The organism is Bacillus sp. 005/A4HT-01/001 (assembly GCF_004634445.1).
Taxonomy (GTDB): Bacteria; Bacillota; Bacilli; order Bacillales; family Bacillaceae; genus Bacillus; species Bacillus altitudinis.
This window is the reverse complement of the sequence record NZ_SEIZ01000001.1, coordinates 431962-449312: the sequence shown is the minus strand read 5'-3', so window position 1 is coordinate 449312 and position 17351 is coordinate 431962. Positions and strand designations below refer to the sequence as shown.

Annotated in this window: 20 protein-coding genes; 16 read left to right on the top strand and 4 right to left on the bottom strand. The window is 42.8% G+C overall.

Going from position 1 to position 17351, the window contains the following annotated elements:
* Positions 1-3: 3 nt before the first annotated feature.
* The 3 genes from ES896_RS02505 to nagA are packed head-to-tail and all read right to left on the bottom strand — an operon-like array spanning position 4 to position 2663.
* The gene (locus tag ES896_RS02505; RefSeq protein ID WP_135226371.1) at positions 4-729 is read right to left on the bottom strand and encodes a GntR family transcriptional regulator; all 726 of its coding nucleotides are present in this window, start codon (positions 727-729) and stop codon (positions 4-6) included.
* A gap of 18 nt (positions 730-747) precedes the next feature.
* Complete coding sequence (gene nagB, locus ES896_RS02500; protein ID WP_048001946.1) at positions 748-1473, bottom strand: glucosamine-6-phosphate deaminase; 726 nt, start codon at positions 1471-1473, stop codon at positions 748-750.
* Entirely contained in the window at positions 1473-2663 is a 1191-nt protein-coding gene (gene nagA / locus ES896_RS02495) for an N-acetylglucosamine-6-phosphate deacetylase (protein WP_135226370.1), read from the bottom strand. Before nagA ends, nagB begins: the two co-directional genes overlap by 1 nt.
* 176 nt (positions 2664-2839) lie before the next feature.
* On the opposite strand from nagA, the gene hprK reads away from it, so the two are divergent.
* The 7 genes from hprK to ES896_RS02460 all read left to right on the top strand — a co-directional run bounded on the left by hprK (position 2840) and on the right by ES896_RS02460 (position 7965).
* Positions 2840-3772, top strand: a complete 933-nt coding sequence (hprK, locus tag ES896_RS02490; RefSeq protein ID WP_003212943.1) for an HPr(Ser) kinase/phosphatase — start codon at positions 2840-2842, stop codon at positions 3770-3772.
* Between the two features lie 11 nt (positions 3773-3783).
* A complete protein-coding gene (gene lgt / locus ES896_RS02485; protein WP_035701537.1) occupies positions 3784-4608 on the top strand; it encodes a prolipoprotein diacylglyceryl transferase in 825 nt (274 codons plus the stop codon).
* A gap of 18 nt (positions 4609-4626) precedes the next feature.
* A complete protein-coding gene (locus ES896_RS02480) occupies positions 4627-5571 on the top strand; it encodes a nucleoside recognition domain-containing protein (RefSeq protein WP_056702882.1) in 945 nt (314 codons plus the stop codon).
* Positions 5568-6218 carry a pyrophosphatase PpaX gene (gene ppaX / locus ES896_RS02475; RefSeq protein ID WP_017357895.1) on the top strand — a complete coding sequence of 217 codons (651 nt, stop codon included), beginning with the start codon at positions 5568-5570 and terminating at the stop codon, positions 6216-6218. The genes ES896_RS02480 and ppaX overlap by 4 nt, the downstream gene beginning before the upstream one ends.
* A gap of 1 nt (position 6219) precedes the next feature.
* Complete coding sequence (locus ES896_RS02470) at positions 6220-6738, top strand: acyltransferase (protein ID WP_017368116.1); 519 nt, start codon at positions 6220-6222, stop codon at positions 6736-6738.
* A gap of 69 nt (positions 6739-6807) precedes the next feature.
* On the top strand, positions 6808-7236 hold the full coding sequence (locus ES896_RS02465) for an Rrf2 family transcriptional regulator (protein WP_003213266.1): 429 nt from the start codon (positions 6808-6810) through the stop codon (positions 7234-7236).
* Positions 7237-7323: 87 nt separating this feature from the next.
* On the top strand, positions 7324-7965 hold the full coding sequence (locus ES896_RS02460) for an NAD(P)-dependent oxidoreductase (protein ID WP_017368115.1): 642 nt from the start codon (positions 7324-7326) through the stop codon (positions 7963-7965).
* A gap of 31 nt (positions 7966-7996) precedes the next feature.
* Here the strand turns inward: ES896_RS02460 and ES896_RS02455 are convergent, their stop codons facing one another.
* Entirely contained in the window at positions 7997-8788 is a 792-nt protein-coding gene (locus ES896_RS02455) for a C39 family peptidase (protein ID WP_060832680.1), read from the bottom strand.
* Between the two features lie 230 nt (positions 8789-9018).
* Here ES896_RS02455 and ES896_RS02450 point away from each other — a divergent pair, with 230 nt between their 5' ends.
* The 9 genes from ES896_RS02450 to ES896_RS02410 all read left to right on the top strand — a co-directional run bounded on the left by ES896_RS02450 (position 9019) and on the right by ES896_RS02410 (position 17045).
* Positions 9019-10194 (top strand): ATP phosphoribosyltransferase regulatory subunit, encoded by a 1176-nt coding sequence (locus ES896_RS02450; protein WP_017368113.1) that lies wholly within the window; start codon positions 9019-9021, stop codon positions 10192-10194.
* Positions 10187-10834: an ATP phosphoribosyltransferase gene (gene hisG / locus ES896_RS02445; RefSeq protein ID WP_007500071.1), complete on the top strand. Its 648-nt coding sequence runs from the start codon at positions 10187-10189 to the stop codon at positions 10832-10834. Before ES896_RS02450 ends, hisG begins: the two co-directional genes overlap by 8 nt.
* Complete coding sequence (gene hisD / locus ES896_RS02440; RefSeq protein WP_135226369.1) at positions 10831-12120, top strand: histidinol dehydrogenase; 1290 nt, start codon at positions 10831-10833, stop codon at positions 12118-12120. Before hisG ends, hisD begins: the two co-directional genes overlap by 4 nt.
* Positions 12117-12701 carry an imidazoleglycerol-phosphate dehydratase HisB gene (hisB, locus tag ES896_RS02435; RefSeq protein WP_017368110.1) on the top strand — a complete coding sequence of 195 codons (585 nt, stop codon included), beginning with the start codon at positions 12117-12119 and terminating at the stop codon, positions 12699-12701. Before hisD ends, hisB begins: the two co-directional genes overlap by 4 nt.
* Positions 12701-13339, top strand: coding sequence for an imidazole glycerol phosphate synthase subunit HisH (gene hisH, locus ES896_RS02430; RefSeq protein ID WP_046344538.1), 639 nt, complete (start codon positions 12701-12703; stop codon positions 13337-13339). Before hisB ends, hisH begins: the two co-directional genes overlap by 1 nt.
* Positions 13336-14073, top strand: a complete 738-nt coding sequence (gene hisA / locus ES896_RS02425) for a 1-(5-phosphoribosyl)-5-[(5-phosphoribosylamino)methylideneamino]imidazole-4-carboxamide isomerase (protein WP_008348146.1) — start codon at positions 13336-13338, stop codon at positions 14071-14073. Before hisH ends, hisA begins: the two co-directional genes overlap by 4 nt.
* Complete coding sequence (hisF, locus tag ES896_RS02420; RefSeq protein WP_108611010.1) at positions 14070-14828, top strand: imidazole glycerol phosphate synthase subunit HisF; 759 nt, start codon at positions 14070-14072, stop codon at positions 14826-14828. Before hisA ends, hisF begins: the two co-directional genes overlap by 4 nt.
* Positions 14825-15454 (top strand): bifunctional phosphoribosyl-AMP cyclohydrolase/phosphoribosyl-ATP diphosphatase HisIE, encoded by a 630-nt coding sequence (hisIE, locus tag ES896_RS02415; protein WP_025208029.1) that lies wholly within the window; start codon positions 14825-14827, stop codon positions 15452-15454. The genes hisF and hisIE overlap by 4 nt, the downstream gene beginning before the upstream one ends.
* A 130-nt stretch (positions 15455-15584) precedes the next feature.
* Positions 15585-17045, top strand: a complete 1461-nt coding sequence (locus ES896_RS02410) for a tetratricopeptide repeat protein (RefSeq protein WP_017357904.1) — start codon at positions 15585-15587, stop codon at positions 17043-17045.
* Positions 17046-17351: the final 306 nt, after the last annotated feature.

Below are 17351 nucleotides of genomic sequence, written 5' to 3'. Positions count from 1 at the left end.
GTTTTATCTTTCCATTGTGTGAGTGAGTTTGTATCGATCCCCTCTATAAATGGACATGACATACTCGAATGGAATGTCATTTTGAAAATAAGTTGTTCTTACAATGGAGAGGACAGGGTCCCCTAATGAAATAGACAGCAGGTCAGCTTCGTCTTTTGAAGCAACATTGGCTTCAAGCTCCTGCTTGGCATGGGCAATGGTTAGACCTGTGTTCGTTTCTATATATTCATATAAAGATCCAGTTAAATGTTCCTTTGTGAGCTCGCCAGCAAATTTTTCAGGAATATAACTCGTTTCAATAGCCATTGGTTCATCGTTTGCAAGGCGGATTCGTTTTAATTCATAGACATCTTCACTGTTCGACAGCTGTAATGATTGCAGCAAGTGCTCTGGGCATGCGACTTTTTTGAAATCAATCAACTGACTTGAAGCTTTAAGCCCACGTTGACGCATATCTTCTGTAAAGCTTGTTAAGCCCTGAAGCGGTTGTTCAAATTTCTTTCGGCTAACAAATGTTCCTTTTCCTTTTTGCCGGTATAAATATCCTTCGTTCACAAGGTTCGATAAGGCTTGTCTGACAGTCATTCGGCTAATACCAAAGCGTTCGGCATATTCTCTTTCAGAAGGAATGAGTGTATCAGGTGCTAACGTTCCATCCTCAATCTGCTTTTTCAAGTTCTCCATAATCTGATGGTACATGGGGATAGGTGACTGCTTATCAATAAACATGTGAAAATCCTCTCGTGTTTAGCGTAGTGAACCAGCTTCTCGATCAATAAAAATCGTCACATCTTCATGAAGTTTCAGAGCAGATGCAGGGAAGTCTGGGTGAATTTCAGTTCGTTCTAAATATTGTATCACGTCCGCTTTTGATTTTCCTGATGCGAGAAGGAGAATTTTTTTACTTGAAAGAATGCTTGCAATTCCCATTGTAATGGCATGTGTAGGTACCTCATCTATAGAAGAAAAGTACCTTGCATTGGCGTGGCGAGTGTGTTCATCTAATTGGACGACATGCGTCTTTGAGTCAAAAGGAGTACCAGGTTCATTAAACCCGATATGTCCATTTTGTCCGATACCAAGTAGCTGAAGATCAATATCCCCTAAATCTTCAATGAGCTGATCATACCTTAAGCACTCTTCTTCCAAGTGAGCAGCAGCACCATTGGGGAGGAAATATTGATCTGATGGGAGATCAATATGGTCGAATAAATGACGCTTCATGTAAGTCATATAACTATTTTCATGATTTGGATCAATTCCCACGTACTCATCCAGATTCACTGTTCTTGCTTGTTTGAAAGACAATTGTTCTGTTTGATGCAACTGAATTAACTCTTTATAAGTATCAATTGGTGTACCGCCAGTTGCCAGACCGAGAACCGCATCTGTTTTTGATTTAATGGTACGTGCAATGAAAGCAGCTGCTGCTTTTCCTAATTGATCTTTATCTGCAAATTCGATGATGTTCATCAGTGTGTGGCCTCCTTTTTTTCATAAACGATTTGTCCATGGCAGATCGTCATCATGAGTTCGCCAGCTTCATCCCAAATGACCAAGTCTGCCAGTTTTCCAACTTCGATCGAACCGAGCTGATGATCGATCCCGAGCTGAGTGGCTGCATTTGTTGAGGTCATTTGAGCAATTTCTGTCCATCCACATTGTGTGATCTGTCTCATACGTTTGACCCCATCTTTCATTTGTAAAATCGATCCTGCAAGTGTTCCATCTGCTAGCAATGCTTTTTCACCGCCGACTGTCACAGTCTGCCCGCCAAATTCGTAGGTTCCCTCTCCAAGTCCTTTTGCACGCATTGAGTCTGTAATCATGATCAAACGTTCACTTCCCTTTGCCAAATACGCAAGCTTTACGGAAAGAGGATGTGAATGAATGCCATCTGTAATCAGCTCAGTCAAAAGCTTTTCGTTTGTAAGTGCAGCTCCTGCAACATTGGGCTCACGATGCTGAAATGAACTCATTGCATTATAAAGATGCGTGACATGACGCGCACCGTGCTTTGCTGCTAGTTCAATCATGTCATGATGAGCATTTGTATGTCCAATAGAAGGAATGATATTTTTTTCTTTTAGTAAGGAAAGAAATGCAAAATCAGTATCTTCCTCAGGTGCAAAAGTGACAATTCGAATCAGCTGATCAGATGCACTCAGCCATTTCTCAAAAAGAGGAAGGTTAGCCTGTGTAATCCATTGAGCTGGCTGCGCACCAGCTTTATCTTTAGAAATAAAAGGACCTTCTAGATGAATGCCTAAACATTGTGCCTGACTTCCAGCCTGCTTTTTATTATAGGGTCTCCACTGTGCGACATTTTTAAGTGCTTGCTCAATCTCTTGATGATTTTGTGTAATGGTTGTTGCTAAAAAGCTTGTCGTTCCTTCTGCGGGTAAGTGATCAGCAAGTGTATTCATGGCTTCTGGTGTCGCATCCATCATATCTGCACCATATCCTCCATGGATGTGAATATCAATCATTCCGGGGAGTAAATAAAAGTTTTCCCGGGAAATATATACTTTTTCATAATTTCCTGTCGGCGGTGATGTTGAAATATAGTCGATCTTGCCATCGCGTAAACCGACAAAACCATTTTCAATGATTTCTGTCTTTGTCACAATATGAATATTGGAGAGCAATAAAGAACTGCTCATGATTGTGCCCCCTTATTCTCGTCGTTAGATTCAGTTTACCTTTTTTAAGTATAGTTGTCTATACCAGTAAATGTGATGAAAGAGGATCAGGATAAAATACTATTTTGGGTTCATCATTGAAAGTGATAAAATAGAGCTGTATTTCTGAAACGCCTGCGATAAAAGGAGGAAGAAGCGTGCCGAAAGTTCGTACGAAGGACATAATGGAACAATTTCATCTTGAACTGGTAAGTGGGGAAGAAGGGATTAATCGTCCCATTACAATCAGTGATCTTTCCAGACCAGGTATTGAAATGGCTGGATATTTTACATATTACCCAAAAGAAAGAGTTCAACTTTTAGGAAAGACAGAGCTTTCTTTTTTTGAACAGCTCCCAGAACGCGAACGAAAGCAGAGAATGATGTCTCTTTGTACAGATATTACCCCTGCCATCATTTTGTCACGAGATCGTGAAGTACCAAAGGAATTGATCGAAGCTTCAAACGAAAATGGAGTGCCGGTTTTACGCTCAAGCTTAAAAACGACAAGACTTTCGAGTCGATTAACGAACTTCTTAGAAAGCAAGCTTGCACCAACGACTGCGATTCATGGCGTACTCGTAGATGTATATGGTGTAGGTGTGCTGTTAATTGGAAAAAGTGGCGTAGGTAAAAGTGAAACGGCTTTAGAATTAGTGAAGAGAGGACACAGGCTGGTTGCAGACGATTGCGTGGAAATTAGGCAAGAGGATCAGGATACGTTAGTTGGAAGCGCACCAGAGCTGATTGAGCACCTTCTAGAAATCCGTGGATTAGGCATTATTAATGTGATGACCTTATTTGGAGCGGGCGCTGTCAGAAGCTATAAGAGAATTACGATTGTTATGAACCTTGAGCTTTGGGAACAAGGCAAACAGTATGACCGTTTAGGACTTGAGGAAGAAAAAATGCGGATCATCGATACAGATGTACCAAAGCTGACCATCCCTGTACGTCCGGGACGAAATTTAGCGGTCATCATCGAGGTAGCTGCTATGAACTTCAGATTGAAACGAATGGGACATAATGCAGCGGAACAATTTACAAGTAAACTTGCCGATGTCATTGAAGACAATGGCCAGGATGAATAGGAGCTGTCTATATGAATGAAGCAATTCAACCAATTGATCCGATTGCTTTTCAGCTCGGACCTATTTCGGTTCATTGGTATGGTGTGATTATTGGGGTCGGAGCCCTGCTTGGACTCTGGCTCGCATTAAGGGAGTGTGAAAAAAGAGGCATCAATAAAGATATGTTTATTGATCTCATCTTATTTGCCATTCCTATCGCCATTATTTGTGCACGAATTTATTATGTATCCTTTGAATGGGATTATTATCAGCAGCACCCAAATGAAATCATCAAGATTTGGAATGGTGGAATTGCCATACATGGCGGACTAATAGGGGCGGTGCTGACAGCGATTGTCTTTACTAAAGTGAGGAAGGTGTCCTTTTGGAAAATCGCCGATGTCGCAGCGCCTAGTATTTTACTAGGGCAAGCCATCGGGCGCTGGGGGAACTTTATTAATCAAGAAGCGCATGGTGAGGCTGTTTCAAGAGCCTTTTTAGAAAATTTGCACCTGCCTGAGTTTATTATTAATCAGATGTACATTGACGGGACCTACTATCACCCTACGTTCTTATATGAATCATTATGGAATATCGCAGGCGTTTTGATATTAATCTTATTACGTAGAACATCATTGCGTCGAGGCGAAATGTTCTTGTCTTATTTAATCTGGTATTCAATCGGTCGTTTCTTCATTGAAGGAATGAGAACAGACAGCTTAATGCTGACTGAGCACCTTCGAATTGCACAGATGATTTCAATTGCCATATTTGCAGTGGCTGTTCTGCTGATTGTGTTTAGAAGAATCAAGGGATATGCATCTATACCGTATAAAGAGAACAACTCATCAAATTAAGAGCAAGGGGGATAAGAGATGGGGGAGACATGGAAAAACGGCTTGAAAGCAGGGTTATCGACAACTTGGACACTTGGAAAAGTCATTTTTCCGGTTACCATTCTCGTTAGTATCTTGCAGCATACACCTGTAATGGATTGGATGATACAATTCATCCGTCCATTTATGGGCCTGTTTGGTCTTTCAGGGGAAGCGGCCATTCCGCTTGTTTTAGGAAATATGCTGAACTTGTATGCGGGTATTGCAGCCATCTTGACATTAGAGCTGCCTGTGAAGGAAGTGTTCATTTTAGCGGTCATGCTCTCCTTTTGTCACAACTTGATCATCGAATCAACAGTGGCGGCGAAGGTTGGGCTGCGGGTGTCTGTCATTTTGCTGGTGAGAATCAGTCTTGCCGTCGTGTCAGCAATTGTCATTCACCTCGTTTGGCAGGGAGGCGAGGAGCCGGCGCAATATGGTTTGCTGACAGCTGCTCAGTCGGCTGATGTGCCTTCTAGCTGGTATATGATCGTACTTCTTGCTTTACAGAAAGCTGTTCTTGGTGTGCTGCAGCTGGCTTGTATTGTCATTCCTCTCATGATCATCATTCAATTCATGAGAGACTTAGGGTGGCTCCATACGCTGTCTAAGTGGCTGTCTCCTTTTACGAGAATGCTTGGAATGAAAGAAAATACGTCTATGACGATGGTGGCTGGTTTGACCATTGGTCTTGCCTACGGGGCAGGCGTCATGATGAAAGCAGTGGAAGAGGACGGTGTCAGCAAAAAGGATTTAACGCTTGCTTTCATTTTCCTTGTGGCGTGTCATGCGGTGGTCGAAGATACACTCATTTTCATTCCTTTAGGTATTCCAGTCTGGCCGCTTCTTCTTATTCGCCTTATTTCAGCTATTTTATTGACAGCTGCCATCAGCTATATTTGGCGGAGGCGGGAACATGCAGCTGTTAGAAAGGAAGCTATATGAACCAATCAACTATTAACACAGTGTTATTTGATTTAGATGGCACATTAATCAATACAAATGAATTAATTATTGCTTCATTTCAGCATACGCTTGATCATTATTACCCTGGTCAATACAGCCGTGAGGATATCCTTCATTTCATTGGCCCATCATTATTTGATACATTCTCTGCAATGGATCCGAATCTGACAGATGACATGATTCAGATGTATCGAACGTTTAATCATGAACAGCATGACCTGCTTGTGACGGAGTACGAGACGGTGTTAGACACGTTGAAAATCCTCCAGGATCGAGGGTTTAAGCTTGGTATTGTGACAACAAAAATACGTGATACGGTCTTAATGGGATTAAAGCTGACTGGATTGGAGCCATTTTTTGAGGTCATTGTCACACTTGATGATGTACAAAATGAAAAGCCGCATCCAGAACCAGTCCAGCTGGCATTATCCAAACTCGGCAGTGATCCGCATGAGGCGATCATGGTTGGCGATAACTATCACGACATTTTATCTGGTCAAGCGGCAGGGACGAAAACAGCAGGTGTTGCTTGGTCTATTAAGGGAGAAGAAGCCCTGTTAAAGCATCGCCCAGATTATATGCTGCAGAAAATGAGTGATCTCTTGGCGATTGTTGGAGCTGATTAAGTTGAGAAAAACAGATCGTTATCCTGTCAAAGGGGTCAATTCGCTTAGACAAGTCTATCGAACGGTCCCCTTTCTCAAGGTTGTGAAAAACTTTATCTTTATTCAAATGGCAAGGTATACGCCTTTTATGGGAATGAAAAATTGGATTTATCGCACCTTCCTTCGAATGAAAGTCGGGGAGGATACGGCGTTTGCTTTAATGGTGATGGTCGATCTCATGTTTCCTGAGAAAATCACTGTCGGCCGAAATAGTGTGATTGGTTATAACACGACCATTTTGTCCCATGAGTATTTGATTAAAGAGTATAGGCTTGGGGAAGTCTATATTGGTGATGAAGTCTTAATTGGGGCAAATTCAACGATTCTACCTGGAGTGACAATTGGTGATGGTGCGATTGTATCGGCAGGAACTCTTGTGAACAAAGATGTTCCGGCAGGCTCCTTTGTTGGAGGTAATCCAATGCGGATGATATATACAAAAGAGGAAATGGAAGCACGTCAATCTACGTCTGCTGAGTAGCTCGGCAGACTTTTTTGTTGACATTCTAACATGGTGTAACTATAATGATTACAACAGAGGTGAGAAAACATGAAAATCAGCAGCAGATTTACTGTCGCTGTCCATATTCTGGCCTTGCTATCACTTGAAAAAGGATCATTACAGACATCGGAGGATATCGCAGGAAGTGTCAATACAAATCCAGTGGTCATTCGCCGTATCATGAGTAAGCTCAAAAAAGCAGGCCTAATCTCAACGAGTCTTGGCAAAGGCGGTTCTCAATTAAACCGAAGTGAGGATGACATTACACTGCTCGATGTGTATAAAGCCGTTGAAGTGGTGGATGAGGGAGAGTTGTTTCAAATTCATGAAAGCCCAAACCCTGACTGTCCGATCGGTGCAAATATTCAAGCTGTACTAGAATTAATTTTGTGCCGTGCTCAAAGTGCGATGGAGCAAGTGCTTGCTGAGATCAAATTAAGTGAACTAACGCAGGTTTTAATCAAAAAAATTGGATGATCTATTCAATTTTTTTTACCTCTGTTGTAACCATATTGGTTACATCTTAAGTGATCAAAATAACCTTATATTGTAGGAGGAATTTACATGAACATTGGAATCATTGGCGCAACAGGTAAAGCAGGACAACACATTTTAAAAGAAGCTCAATCGAGAGGGCACGAAGTAACGGCAATCGTTCGAGATGCACAAAAAGTGACTAATTCATCAGCAGCTGTTTTAGAAAAGGATGTTTTTCACTTAGAGGCAGGAGACGTCAAAGGCTTTGATGTGATCGTAAACGCATTTGGTGCGCCAGCAGGACAAGAGCACCTTCATGTAGAAGCAGGGAAAAAACTCATTCATCTCTTGAAAGAGACACCAGAAACGCGTTTAATCGTCGTGGGAGGTGCTGGAAGTTTATTTGTAGATGAGGCCAAAACAACTAGACTGATGGACACACCGGAGTTTCCAAAGGAATACTTTGCTACTGCTTCACAGCAAGGAGAAAATTTAATAGATCTTCAAAAGACCGAAGGAGTAAAATGGACATTTCTTAGTCCAGCTGCATTCTTTGATCCAGCAGGCAAACGGACAGGTGCTTATGTGAAAGGCAAAGACCATCTTATCGTTAATTCGAAGGGTGACAGCTATGTGAGTTATGCTGACTACGCCGTTGCGCTTGTCGATGAGATAGAACAAGCTGCTCATGTTGGAGAACGTTTTACTGTGGTTTCTGAAGCAGAATAAGAATATAAAAACCCCGCTATTTAGCGGGGTTTTATGCTTTAATGATAATCGCCTGGCTGCCCATCTGTTTCCAAGAATCCTCAAACTGTTCACGATCGACTTTTTGATTTTTTTCTCCGTATGGGTTATTTAAGTAGATGTGATCCTTGTCGTAGCCAGTGATGACGACGCTATGCATATTAAAGCTGATATCTATTTTTCCATTTGGTGTATTCCATGTTTCAATGTTATCTGTTTTGGCAAAGGTCGAAGTTGTAATGACCCAGACAGGATAACCTTTTTCAAGTGATTGATAGATGGCCTTTTTGACTGGCTTGCCGGTCAAGTCCACCGCTTGATTACCTGCATATTTTTTCGCAAGCTGATAAATGGGTTCGTGGTACACACCAAGACCTGGCCCATTCTCCATATCGCCTACAAACCCGTCATGAGGGTCTCCTTTTAAGCCATTCTCATAATTGAGTGGGATACGCTTCATCTCGTTTGCCAATGCGTTTTTCGTTATATGCTCATAGCCGCTGTAATGAAGAAGCATGGCTAAGCTCGTGACTTCGCATCCGTTATAAAGCTTTGGTGCATCCATTTGATTAAAGAGGATGACGTCCATGGCTTTTTTATTTCCTTTTAAACTAGAATGTGTCGTTTCTGTTTTCTTCGTAGAACGTGTTTCTTCTGCTGCTAGTGCGGTATCATTTTCTTTTTCTTTGGCTTCTTGCGGTGACGTTGTTTTCTTGACTTGGTCGAATTGTGAAATGAAAATAAAGCCGAAATAAACAAGACATGCGCACAACAAAGTTAAGATTAATGTCTGGATGAATTTCACTGTAATCTCCTGTGTTATTCAATATTTTTAAGTATTATAGCATGTTCCTAAAGCAAAGAGATCAAAAAGGATTAGGTGTCATTTTAATGTAATATATGAACAAATGATTAAGGAAAAAAAGGGGAAAATAAAAATGATTGATTTAATCACTTTATTTTGTTAGCATATTATCATATTAGCGAACTAAAGGATTCGGAATTTTTTGTTTTAATGTGTTGGAGGTGCGGAACATGTTCATGTTTGAAAAACCATATGGTATGCGAGATTCATTACCAGGATTGTATGAGACGAAGAAAAGGGTTAGGCATTCTTTAACAGAGGTCATGAATGGTTGGGGTTATCGTTTAATGGAAACGCCAACGCTTGAATTTTACGATACAGTCGGTGTTCAATCGGCGATTACAGATACGCAGCTGTTTAAGCTTCTTGATCAAAATGGTCAAACCCTTGTGCTTAGACCTGATATGACGGGACCAATTGCGAGAGTGGCGGCTTCAAAGCTTCACGAACAGGCGTATCCGCTTCGAGTCGGTTATGCAGCCAACGTGTTTCGGGCACAGGAAAGAGAAGGCGGAAGACCTTCTGAATTTGAACAGGTCGGTATTGAATTGATCGGTGATGGTTCGATTAGTGCAGATGCTGAAGTCATAGCGCTTGTTGTGTTTGCATTAAAAAATGCCGGACTTCAATCCTTCAAAATTGCGATTGGGCATGTGGCTTTGGCAGAGACCTTGTTTTTAGATGTACTAGGGAATACAGAGCGGGCGAACGTATTGCGCCGATTTTTATATGAAAAGAATTATGTGGGCTACAGGCAGCATGTCAAACAATTGCCTCTCTCATCCATCGATAAAACAAGGCTGCTCCAGCTTTTAGAGCTGCGCGGCGGTCAAGAAGTGACCCAGCAGGCTGAAGAAATTGTGGTCTCACAAGAGGGAAAAGAAGTGCTGGCGGAGTTAAAGGCGCTGTGGGAGACACTTGAAGATTACGGCTGTACAGAATATATCCGTTTGGATTTAAGCATGGTCAGTCATATGAGCTACTATACGGGAATTTTGTTTGAAGTATTTGCAGATCATGTTGGGTCTGTGATCGGAAGTGGAGGAAGGTATGATCAATTGCTTGCTCACTTTGATGCACCCGCACCCGCTACAGGCTTCGGACTTCGATTAGACCGTCTTCTTGAGGCACTCGACGCAAAAGAAATAAATGAGCCCCAAGAGGCTGTGATTTTTAGTAAAGAACAACGGCTTGAAGCATTTGATTTTGCAGAAAAAGAGCGGACAAAAGGCAAAAGGATTGTTCTCCAAGACTTAGCAGGTATTGAAAATATCGATGCCATGACCAAGGCATTTGAGCAAGTGACTTATTTTATCGGCGCTAGAAAGGAAGAGCAAAATGGGTAAAGTGTTGACAATGGCAATGCCAAAGGGGCGGATATTTGAAGAAGCAGCAGGGCTATTAAGACAGGCTGGATATCAGCTGCCGGAGGAATTCGAAGATTCAAGAAAATTAATCATTGATGTACCGGAAGAAAATCTCCGCTTTATTTTAGCGAAGCCAATGGATGTGACGACATATGTAGAGCACGGTGTAGCGGATGTGGGCATTGCAGGGAAAGACGTCATGCTTGAAGAAGCACGGGATGTGTACGAAGTGCTCGATTTAAACATTAGCAAATGTCATTTAGCTGTAGCGGGCTTGCCGGGAGCCAGCTGGGGCGGTGTTGCGCCGCGTGTGGCCACAAAGTACCCAAATGTCGCTTCTTCTTATTTTAGAGAACAAGGTGAGCAGGTGGAGATCATTAAGCTAAATGGTTCCATTGAATTAGCACCGCTCATCGGACTTGCCGATCGAATTGTTGACATTGTCTCCACCGGTCAAACACTTAAGGAAAATGGGCTTGTCGAAACGGAACATATTTGTGACATTACGTCACGTTTTATTGTCAATCCTGTGAGCTATCGAATGAAGGACGCGGTAATCGATGAAATGGCGCAGCGTCTGGCAAGAATCATCGAAGGAGAAGGGGAGGAAACATCATGAACATCACCTACATACAAGAAGGTGAGACAGACCCTCTCTCACTCAAGCGTTCTCTAGATACAGGAACGGAAGAGCAGCGACTGGCTGTTCAACGAATTATCGAAGAAGTGAGAAAAAATGGTGACGAAGCCGTACGGTCTTTCACGAAGCAATTTGACGGTGTCTCTATTGAACAGTCACTTGTGACGGAGGATGAAAAGACAAAAGCCTACGAACGTTTGGACCCGGAGATGATCCAAATCATCCAAACGGCGATCCGGAATATTCGAACATACCACGAGCGTCAGCTGACCTCCTCTTGGTTTTATCACCAAAAGGACGGCTCAATGCTAGGTCAGAAAGTAACACCGCTTGATGCGGTCGGTGTATATGTCCCAGGGGGAACGGCCGCTTATCCATCATCTGTTTTAATGAATGTGATCCCGGCACTTGTTGCCGGCGTTGAGCGAATTGTCCTTGTGACACCGCCAGGAAAAGACGGCCGTCTGTCTGACGCTGTTCTAGTAGCTGCGAAGGAGCTGGGCATTTCAGAAATGTACAAAATGGGCGGTGCTCAGGCGATAGCCGCTCTTGCATATGGAACGGAAAGTATTCAGCCTGTTGATAAAATCACCGGTCCAGGAAATATTTATGTAGCACTTGCCAAACGGGAAGTATTTGGTCAAGTAGACATTGATATGATTGCGGGTCCAAGTGAAATTGCTGTTTTAGCAGATGAAACGGCAACTGCACATGAGGTGGCAGCTGATTTGCTTTCACAGGCAGAGCATGATGCATTGGCATCTAGTATTTTGGTGACACCATCTAAGGTACTGGCTGAAAGAGTGCAAGCAGAGGTGCAAGCGCAGCTTGATACTTTGCCAAGGAAATCAATTGCAGCACAATCTATTCAAGACCATGGTTATATTTACGTAACAGAATCTTTGGATCGTGCAGTTGATATCGTGAACCAGTTAGCCCCAGAGCATTTAGAAGTGCTGACGGCGTATCCAGAATCACTACTTGGTCAAATCAAGCATGCTGGAGCAATTTTCTTAGGGCGTTACAGCCCAGAGCCGGTAGGGGATTACTTCGCAGGACCGAACCATGTGCTGCCAACAAACGGGACGGCAAGATTTTCTAGTCCGCTCGGCGTCACGGATTTCCAAAAGAAAACGAGCATCATTTCATATAGCAAAGAAGCCTTTGAAACACATAGGGAAAGCATTGCGGCTTTTGCAAGATTAGAAGGGCTTGAAGCACATGCCAGATCGATTGAAGCGAGAAAGCGGGAGGAATCAAAATGAGACAGGCGGAAACAGCGAGACAGACAAATGAAACGAACATTTCGTTAGCGCTAGAGATTGATGGCGAAGGAAAAGCAGATATTCAGACAGATGTCCCTTTTATGACGCACATGCTCGACTTATTCACGAAGCATGGACATTTTAACTTAACTGTAGATGCAAAAGGAGACACAGATGTCGATGATCACCACACAACAGAAGATATTGGCATTGTGCTTGGGCAGATGTTTAAAGAAGCGCTCGGTGATAAAAAAGGAATCAAGCGCTACGGCTCTAGTTTTGTTCCAATGGATGAAACACTCGCCCAAGTAGTCGTGGATTTAAGCAATCGTCCTCATTTGGAAATGAGAGCCGATTTCCCTAGTCAGAAGGTCGGCACCTTTGATACGGAGCTGGTTCATGAGTTTCTTTGGAAATTTGCCCTTGAAGCACGAATCAATCTGCATGTGATCGTTCACTATGGAACCAATACCCACCATATGATTGAAGCCATTTTTAAAGCGATGGCACGCGCCTTAGATGAAGCAACAACCATTGATCCGCGTGTGAAAGGGATTCCGTCGACAAAGGGGATGCTCTAATGATTGGCGTCATTGACTATGGAATGGGAAATTTGTTTAGCGTATCAAAAGCACTGGAACGAGCAGGAGCGTCTTATATCGTGTCTTCTGAAGCAGAGGAGCTGAAAAAGGCAGATGCGTATATTTTGCCAGGAGTCGGTTCATTTCGTGATGCGATGCAGCTGTTAAGACAGACAGGACTTGAGGCGTTTATCCACCAAGTCGTGCAGGAAGGAAAGCTGTTATTTGGCATTTGCCTTGGCATGCAGTTGTTGTTTGAAGAAAGTGAAGAAGCAGGAAAAACAAAAGGGCTAGGCCTTTTAAAAGGACGTGTCGTTCTTTTGAAGGATCGTGATCAGGATGGACAAAGGCTGAAGGTGCCTCATATGGGCTGGAATGAGCTCACATTTCATCAGCCCTCTCCATTGTTTAAAGGTGTGCCAGAAGGATTTGCATACTTTGTTCACTCGTATTATGTGAGTGGCATGAATCCAGAAGACCTATTGGCAAGTGCACCCTATGGTGTGCAAGTACCTGCCGTTGTTGGGAAGGGGAATGTGTTTGGAACGCAGTTTCACCCTGAAAAAAGCAGTACAACAGGAATGGCACTGTTGAAACAGTTTATTCAATTAGCAAACGAACAGAGGGTGAGCAAATGAGTGATTTTACATTATATCCAGCAATTGATATGAGAAATGGCAAATGTGTACGACTTGTGCAAGGAGACTATGACCAAGAAACCATTTATGGAGATTCACCGTTAGACATGGCGAGACTGTTTGCAAATGAAGGAGCAAAATGGATACATCTCGTTGATTTAGATGGCGCAAAAGCAGGAAAACGCGTGAATCACGAGCATGTGCTATCGATTGCTTCCTCATTAGATGTGAATGTCCAAATTGGCGGCGGCATTCGGACAGAAGAAGATGTTGCATTTTATTTAAACAATGGCGTATCGAGAGTCATTCTTGGCAGTTCAGCGGTGTCGAACCCGGTTTTTGTGAAAAAAATGCTGGCGCAATATGGGGAGAAAATCGCCATTGGCATTGATGCACGAAATGGTTTTGTATCGACTGAAGGCTGGCTTGAAACGTCGGAAGTAAAGGCGGAGGAACTTGGTCAGGAACTGGCAAAGGAAGGCGCAGAGGTCTTCATTTTCACGGATATTCAAATGGATGGCATGCTGTCTGGTCCAAATGTGGAAAGTACGGTTCGATTAGCAGAAGCAACTGGCAAACAAGTCATTGCCTCAGGTGGTGTCAGTGCAGTGAGTGATCTGCAAAAGCTGTCAGCACAAAAGCAGACAGGTGTGTCTGGTGCAATCATTGGCAAGGCGCTGTACACAAAGCAATTTACTTTAGCTGAAGCGTTTGAAGGGCTTGACAGCATATGATGACAAAACGAATCATTCCATGTCTTGATGTAAAGGAAGGGCGTGTGGTCAAAGGTATCCAATTTCTAGGGTTGAAGGATGCTGGTGATCCGGTCGAATTAGCGCAGATCTATGACGAGGAAGGTGCGGATGAACTCGTCTTTCTTGATATATCTGCCTCTCATGAAGGCCGAAAAACGATGGTGGATGTGGTCAAACAAGTGGCATCCACTCTCGCTATCCCGTTCACGGTGGGCGGCGGGATTAACCACCTTGATGACATGAAGCGTATTTTAAGAGCGGGGGCAGACAAGGTGTCTGTGAACACAGCGGCTGTTTTAAGACCGGAGCTAATAACAGAAGGAGCCGACTTTTTTGGTTCACAGTGCATAGTTGTTGCGATTGATGCGAAATACGATGAAGAGAAACAAGCATACATGGTCTATACGCACGGAGGACGACGTCAAACGGATTTAGAAGTGAGTGACTGGGCGAAAGAAGCCGTGCGAAGAGGAGCAGGCGAGATCTTGCTGACTAGCATGGATGCCGATGGTGAGAAAACGGGCTTTGAGCATCGTTTGACGAAGCTTGTATCAGAAACAGTCACAGTGCCAGTTATTGCTTCAGGAGGTGCTGGCAATGCGCAGCATATGCTGGAGGCTTTTACAAAAGGTGAAGCTGATGCCGCACTCGCAGCCTCTATTTTCCATTATAAAGAAACCTCCATTCAAGAGGTGAAGACATTTTTGAGAGAACACGGGGTGAAGGTAAGATGAAACAGGCAAACGAATTAACCTTTAATGATGCAGGTCTCATTCCTGCCATTGTACAGGATGCTCAAAGCAAGGAAGTTCTTACTTTGGCGTATATGAATCAAGAATCCTATGAAAAAACATTAGAGACAGGGGAAACATGGTTTTTTAGCCGGTCGAGAAATGAGCTTTGGCACAAAGGAGCCACATCTGGACACACCCAGCGTGTCACATCCATTCGCTATGACTGTGATCAAGATGCCCTGCTTGTTCTAGTGACACCAAGCGGTCCAGCCTGCCATACAGGCAGCTATAGCTGTTTTTCGGAAGAGGGCGTGAAACAGCAAAGGGGAGAACAAGACCGCTTTGCCATTTTAAATGAACTGGAACAGGTCATTGCGAAGCGTCAGATGGAAATGCCAGAAGGAGCTTATACAACCTATCTCTTTGAAAAAGGAGTCGACAAAATCCTGAAAAAGGTAGGGGAAGAAGCTTCTGAAGTCATCATTGCAGCGAAGAACCGTGATCAAGAAGAATTGAAATGGGAAACAGCAGATCTTCTGTATCACCTTCTTGTGTTATTACGTGAACAGCAGCTGCCTCTTGATGATGTATTAAAGGTATTGAAAAAGCGCCATCAAGGGGAATGAAAAGCTGGGGGTACCCCCAGCTTTTTGCTTTTAAATGAAAAACAAATCCTTCCTTTCCTTTTGTTCTATGTGACGACTCATGAAGTATGTTATACTACACACGGTACACTGTTCGAAATGGAGGGTATCGGTGAGTAAATACACTTCTCAAAATAATCACACACAAGTCGTCCAGCTATTCCAAGATGGGCATTACTTTTTTCATAAAGGTCTAAAAGCATATAGAGAAAGAAATCTGTCTAGGGCAAGTAAGTTGATACAGCGGGCCATCGTACTTGAGCCTGAAAATGTAGAAATGCTGTCGCAGCTTGCCATTATTTATACTGAAATGGGTCATTACCAACAATCTAATGAACTGCTTGATTTTATCCTTGAACACTTGGATGAGAACATGTCAGAGTGTCACTACTTTAAAGCCAATAATTATGCGAATCTCGGTTTGTTTCAAGAGGCATATAGATGCGCCACTGCTTATGCTGCGCTGGAAGAAGACGGGGAATTTGCAGATGAAAATGACGATCTCCTCGATCTGCTTGATATGAGTGACGATGTTGATGAAGATTTTCCTTATGATCAGGATGATCTGATTGTAAAGCAGGATCAAGCCAACCATTTGCTAGAAAGCGGCAGGCTAGATGAAGCAATCGAGATGCTGGAACAGATGATTGTTGAGTATCCAGAGTTTTGGTCAGCGTATAATAATCTCGCTTTGGCCTATTTTTATTCTGGCCAAATCGATCAGGCAAAAGAAATGTTGAACCGGGTCCTTCATGAAAATCCCGGTAATCTGCATGCCCTTTGTAATCAGCTTGTTTTCTATCATTATGAAAAAGAAGAAGAAAAGGTCAATCTGTTAGCGAAGCAATTAACGCACGTGTATCCAATATTAAGTGAACAGCGTTATAAGCTTGGCGCAACATTTGCCCTTGTTGGAGAATTTGAATGGGCATTTAAATGGCTTTATTCTTTGTATAAAACAGGTTTCCAAGGTGATAGTACGTTTTTATACTGGCTGGCAAGTGCAGCCTATTATACGGGCCACAAAACGCTGGCGCAAACCGTCTGGGATAAGATGGTGGAAGAAGATATTGATGCAGATGAAATCAAGCCGTGGCAAGACAAACCAGAGGAGTCTGAGCCAATGGTTTCAATTGAGGAACGACTCACTGCCTACTATGTCAGCAAACAAAAAGGTGAACGTGACGTCTTGCAATCTGTTCTTGATTCCCGCGCTGCGAAAACGGCCTTTGAACAGCAGTTTATTGAGTTACTTTTATATGAAGATCAAATGGAAGAACGATCGTTTTCAGAAGATGCGGTCTTCGCAAAACAGGCGGCATCTGCTTTGGAAGAAGCGGTGCAGCCTGATAGCCACATGCCATATTTTTGGTTATTCCATATTATTCAGCAAGCACGCGCTTCAGGCGTAGAGAAGAAAAATGCCATTGCATGGGCAGCAGCTTCTTATTATCTATGGATGAATGAACAAGAAGAATCAGCTGTCAGCAAAAAAGAGATCGCAGCTTCTTTTCAGATCAGCGTTCAAACGCTGTCAAAATATGAGAATGTTATTTGTGCGTTCATGGTTTGAATAGGTAAATAGAATCAGATAACAGCAGCATGGCCGAAAAGGTCATGCTTTTTTCTTGGATAAAAAGGTGGGATTTGCTAGGATTTGGCGAAGTATGACAATCTCGACATCTATTTGAAACATAAATGTAATAAAAATATTAGCTCATTTTGTCGATGTGTCATGTATAATGAAACTCGTGGATTAAAACAAAGATATATATTTAAATATTTTACTATACATAATGCAACACCTAGTGATAGAAACAATCTGGTCAACATCTGACTGAATCATCAGGAAGAAAGACACAGGAAGCACAGATTGGTC

Excerpts from the sequence above, each read along its gene's own strand:
- ES896_RS02480 (WP_056702882.1), top strand. The coding sequence starts at position 4,627 with ATGGGGGAGACATGGAAAAACGGCTTGAAAGCAGGGTTATCGACAACT.
- hisF (WP_108611010.1), top strand. The coding sequence starts at position 14,070 with ATGATGACAAAACGAATCATTCCATGTCTTGATGTAAAGGAAGGGCGT.
- nagB (WP_048001946.1), bottom strand. The coding sequence starts at position 1,473 with ATGAACATCATCGAATTTGCAGATAAAGATCAATTAGGAAAAGCAGCA.
- hisH (WP_046344538.1), top strand. The coding sequence starts at position 12,701 with ATGATTGGCGTCATTGACTATGGAATGGGAAATTTGTTTAGCGTATCA.
- hisB (WP_017368110.1), top strand. The coding sequence starts at position 12,117 with ATGAGACAGGCGGAAACAGCGAGACAGACAAATGAAACGAACATTTCG.
- ES896_RS02465 (WP_003213266.1), top strand. The coding sequence starts at position 6,808 with ATGAAAATCAGCAGCAGATTTACTGTCGCTGTCCATATTCTGGCCTTG.
- hisD (WP_135226369.1), top strand. The coding sequence starts at position 10,831 with ATGAACATCACCTACATACAAGAAGGTGAGACAGACCCTCTCTCACTC.
- hisIE (WP_025208029.1), top strand. The coding sequence starts at position 14,825 with ATGAAACAGGCAAACGAATTAACCTTTAATGATGCAGGTCTCATTCCT.
- nagA (WP_135226370.1), bottom strand. The coding sequence starts at position 2,663 with ATGAGCAGTTCTTTATTGCTCTCCAATATTCATATTGTGACAAAGACA.
- ES896_RS02460 (WP_017368115.1), top strand. The coding sequence starts at position 7,324 with ATGAACATTGGAATCATTGGCGCAACAGGTAAAGCAGGACAACACATT.
- hisA (WP_008348146.1), top strand. The coding sequence starts at position 13,336 with ATGAGTGATTTTACATTATATCCAGCAATTGATATGAGAAATGGCAAA.
- ppaX (WP_017357895.1), top strand. The coding sequence starts at position 5,568 with ATGAACCAATCAACTATTAACACAGTGTTATTTGATTTAGATGGCACA.
- lgt (WP_035701537.1), top strand. The coding sequence starts at position 3,784 with ATGAATGAAGCAATTCAACCAATTGATCCGATTGCTTTTCAGCTCGGA.
- hisG (WP_007500071.1), top strand. The coding sequence starts at position 10,187 with ATGGGTAAAGTGTTGACAATGGCAATGCCAAAGGGGCGGATATTTGAA.
- ES896_RS02505 (WP_135226371.1), bottom strand. The coding sequence starts at position 729 with ATGTTTATTGATAAGCAGTCACCTATCCCCATGTACCATCAGATTATG.
- ES896_RS02450 (WP_017368113.1), top strand. The coding sequence starts at position 9,019 with ATGTTCATGTTTGAAAAACCATATGGTATGCGAGATTCATTACCAGGA.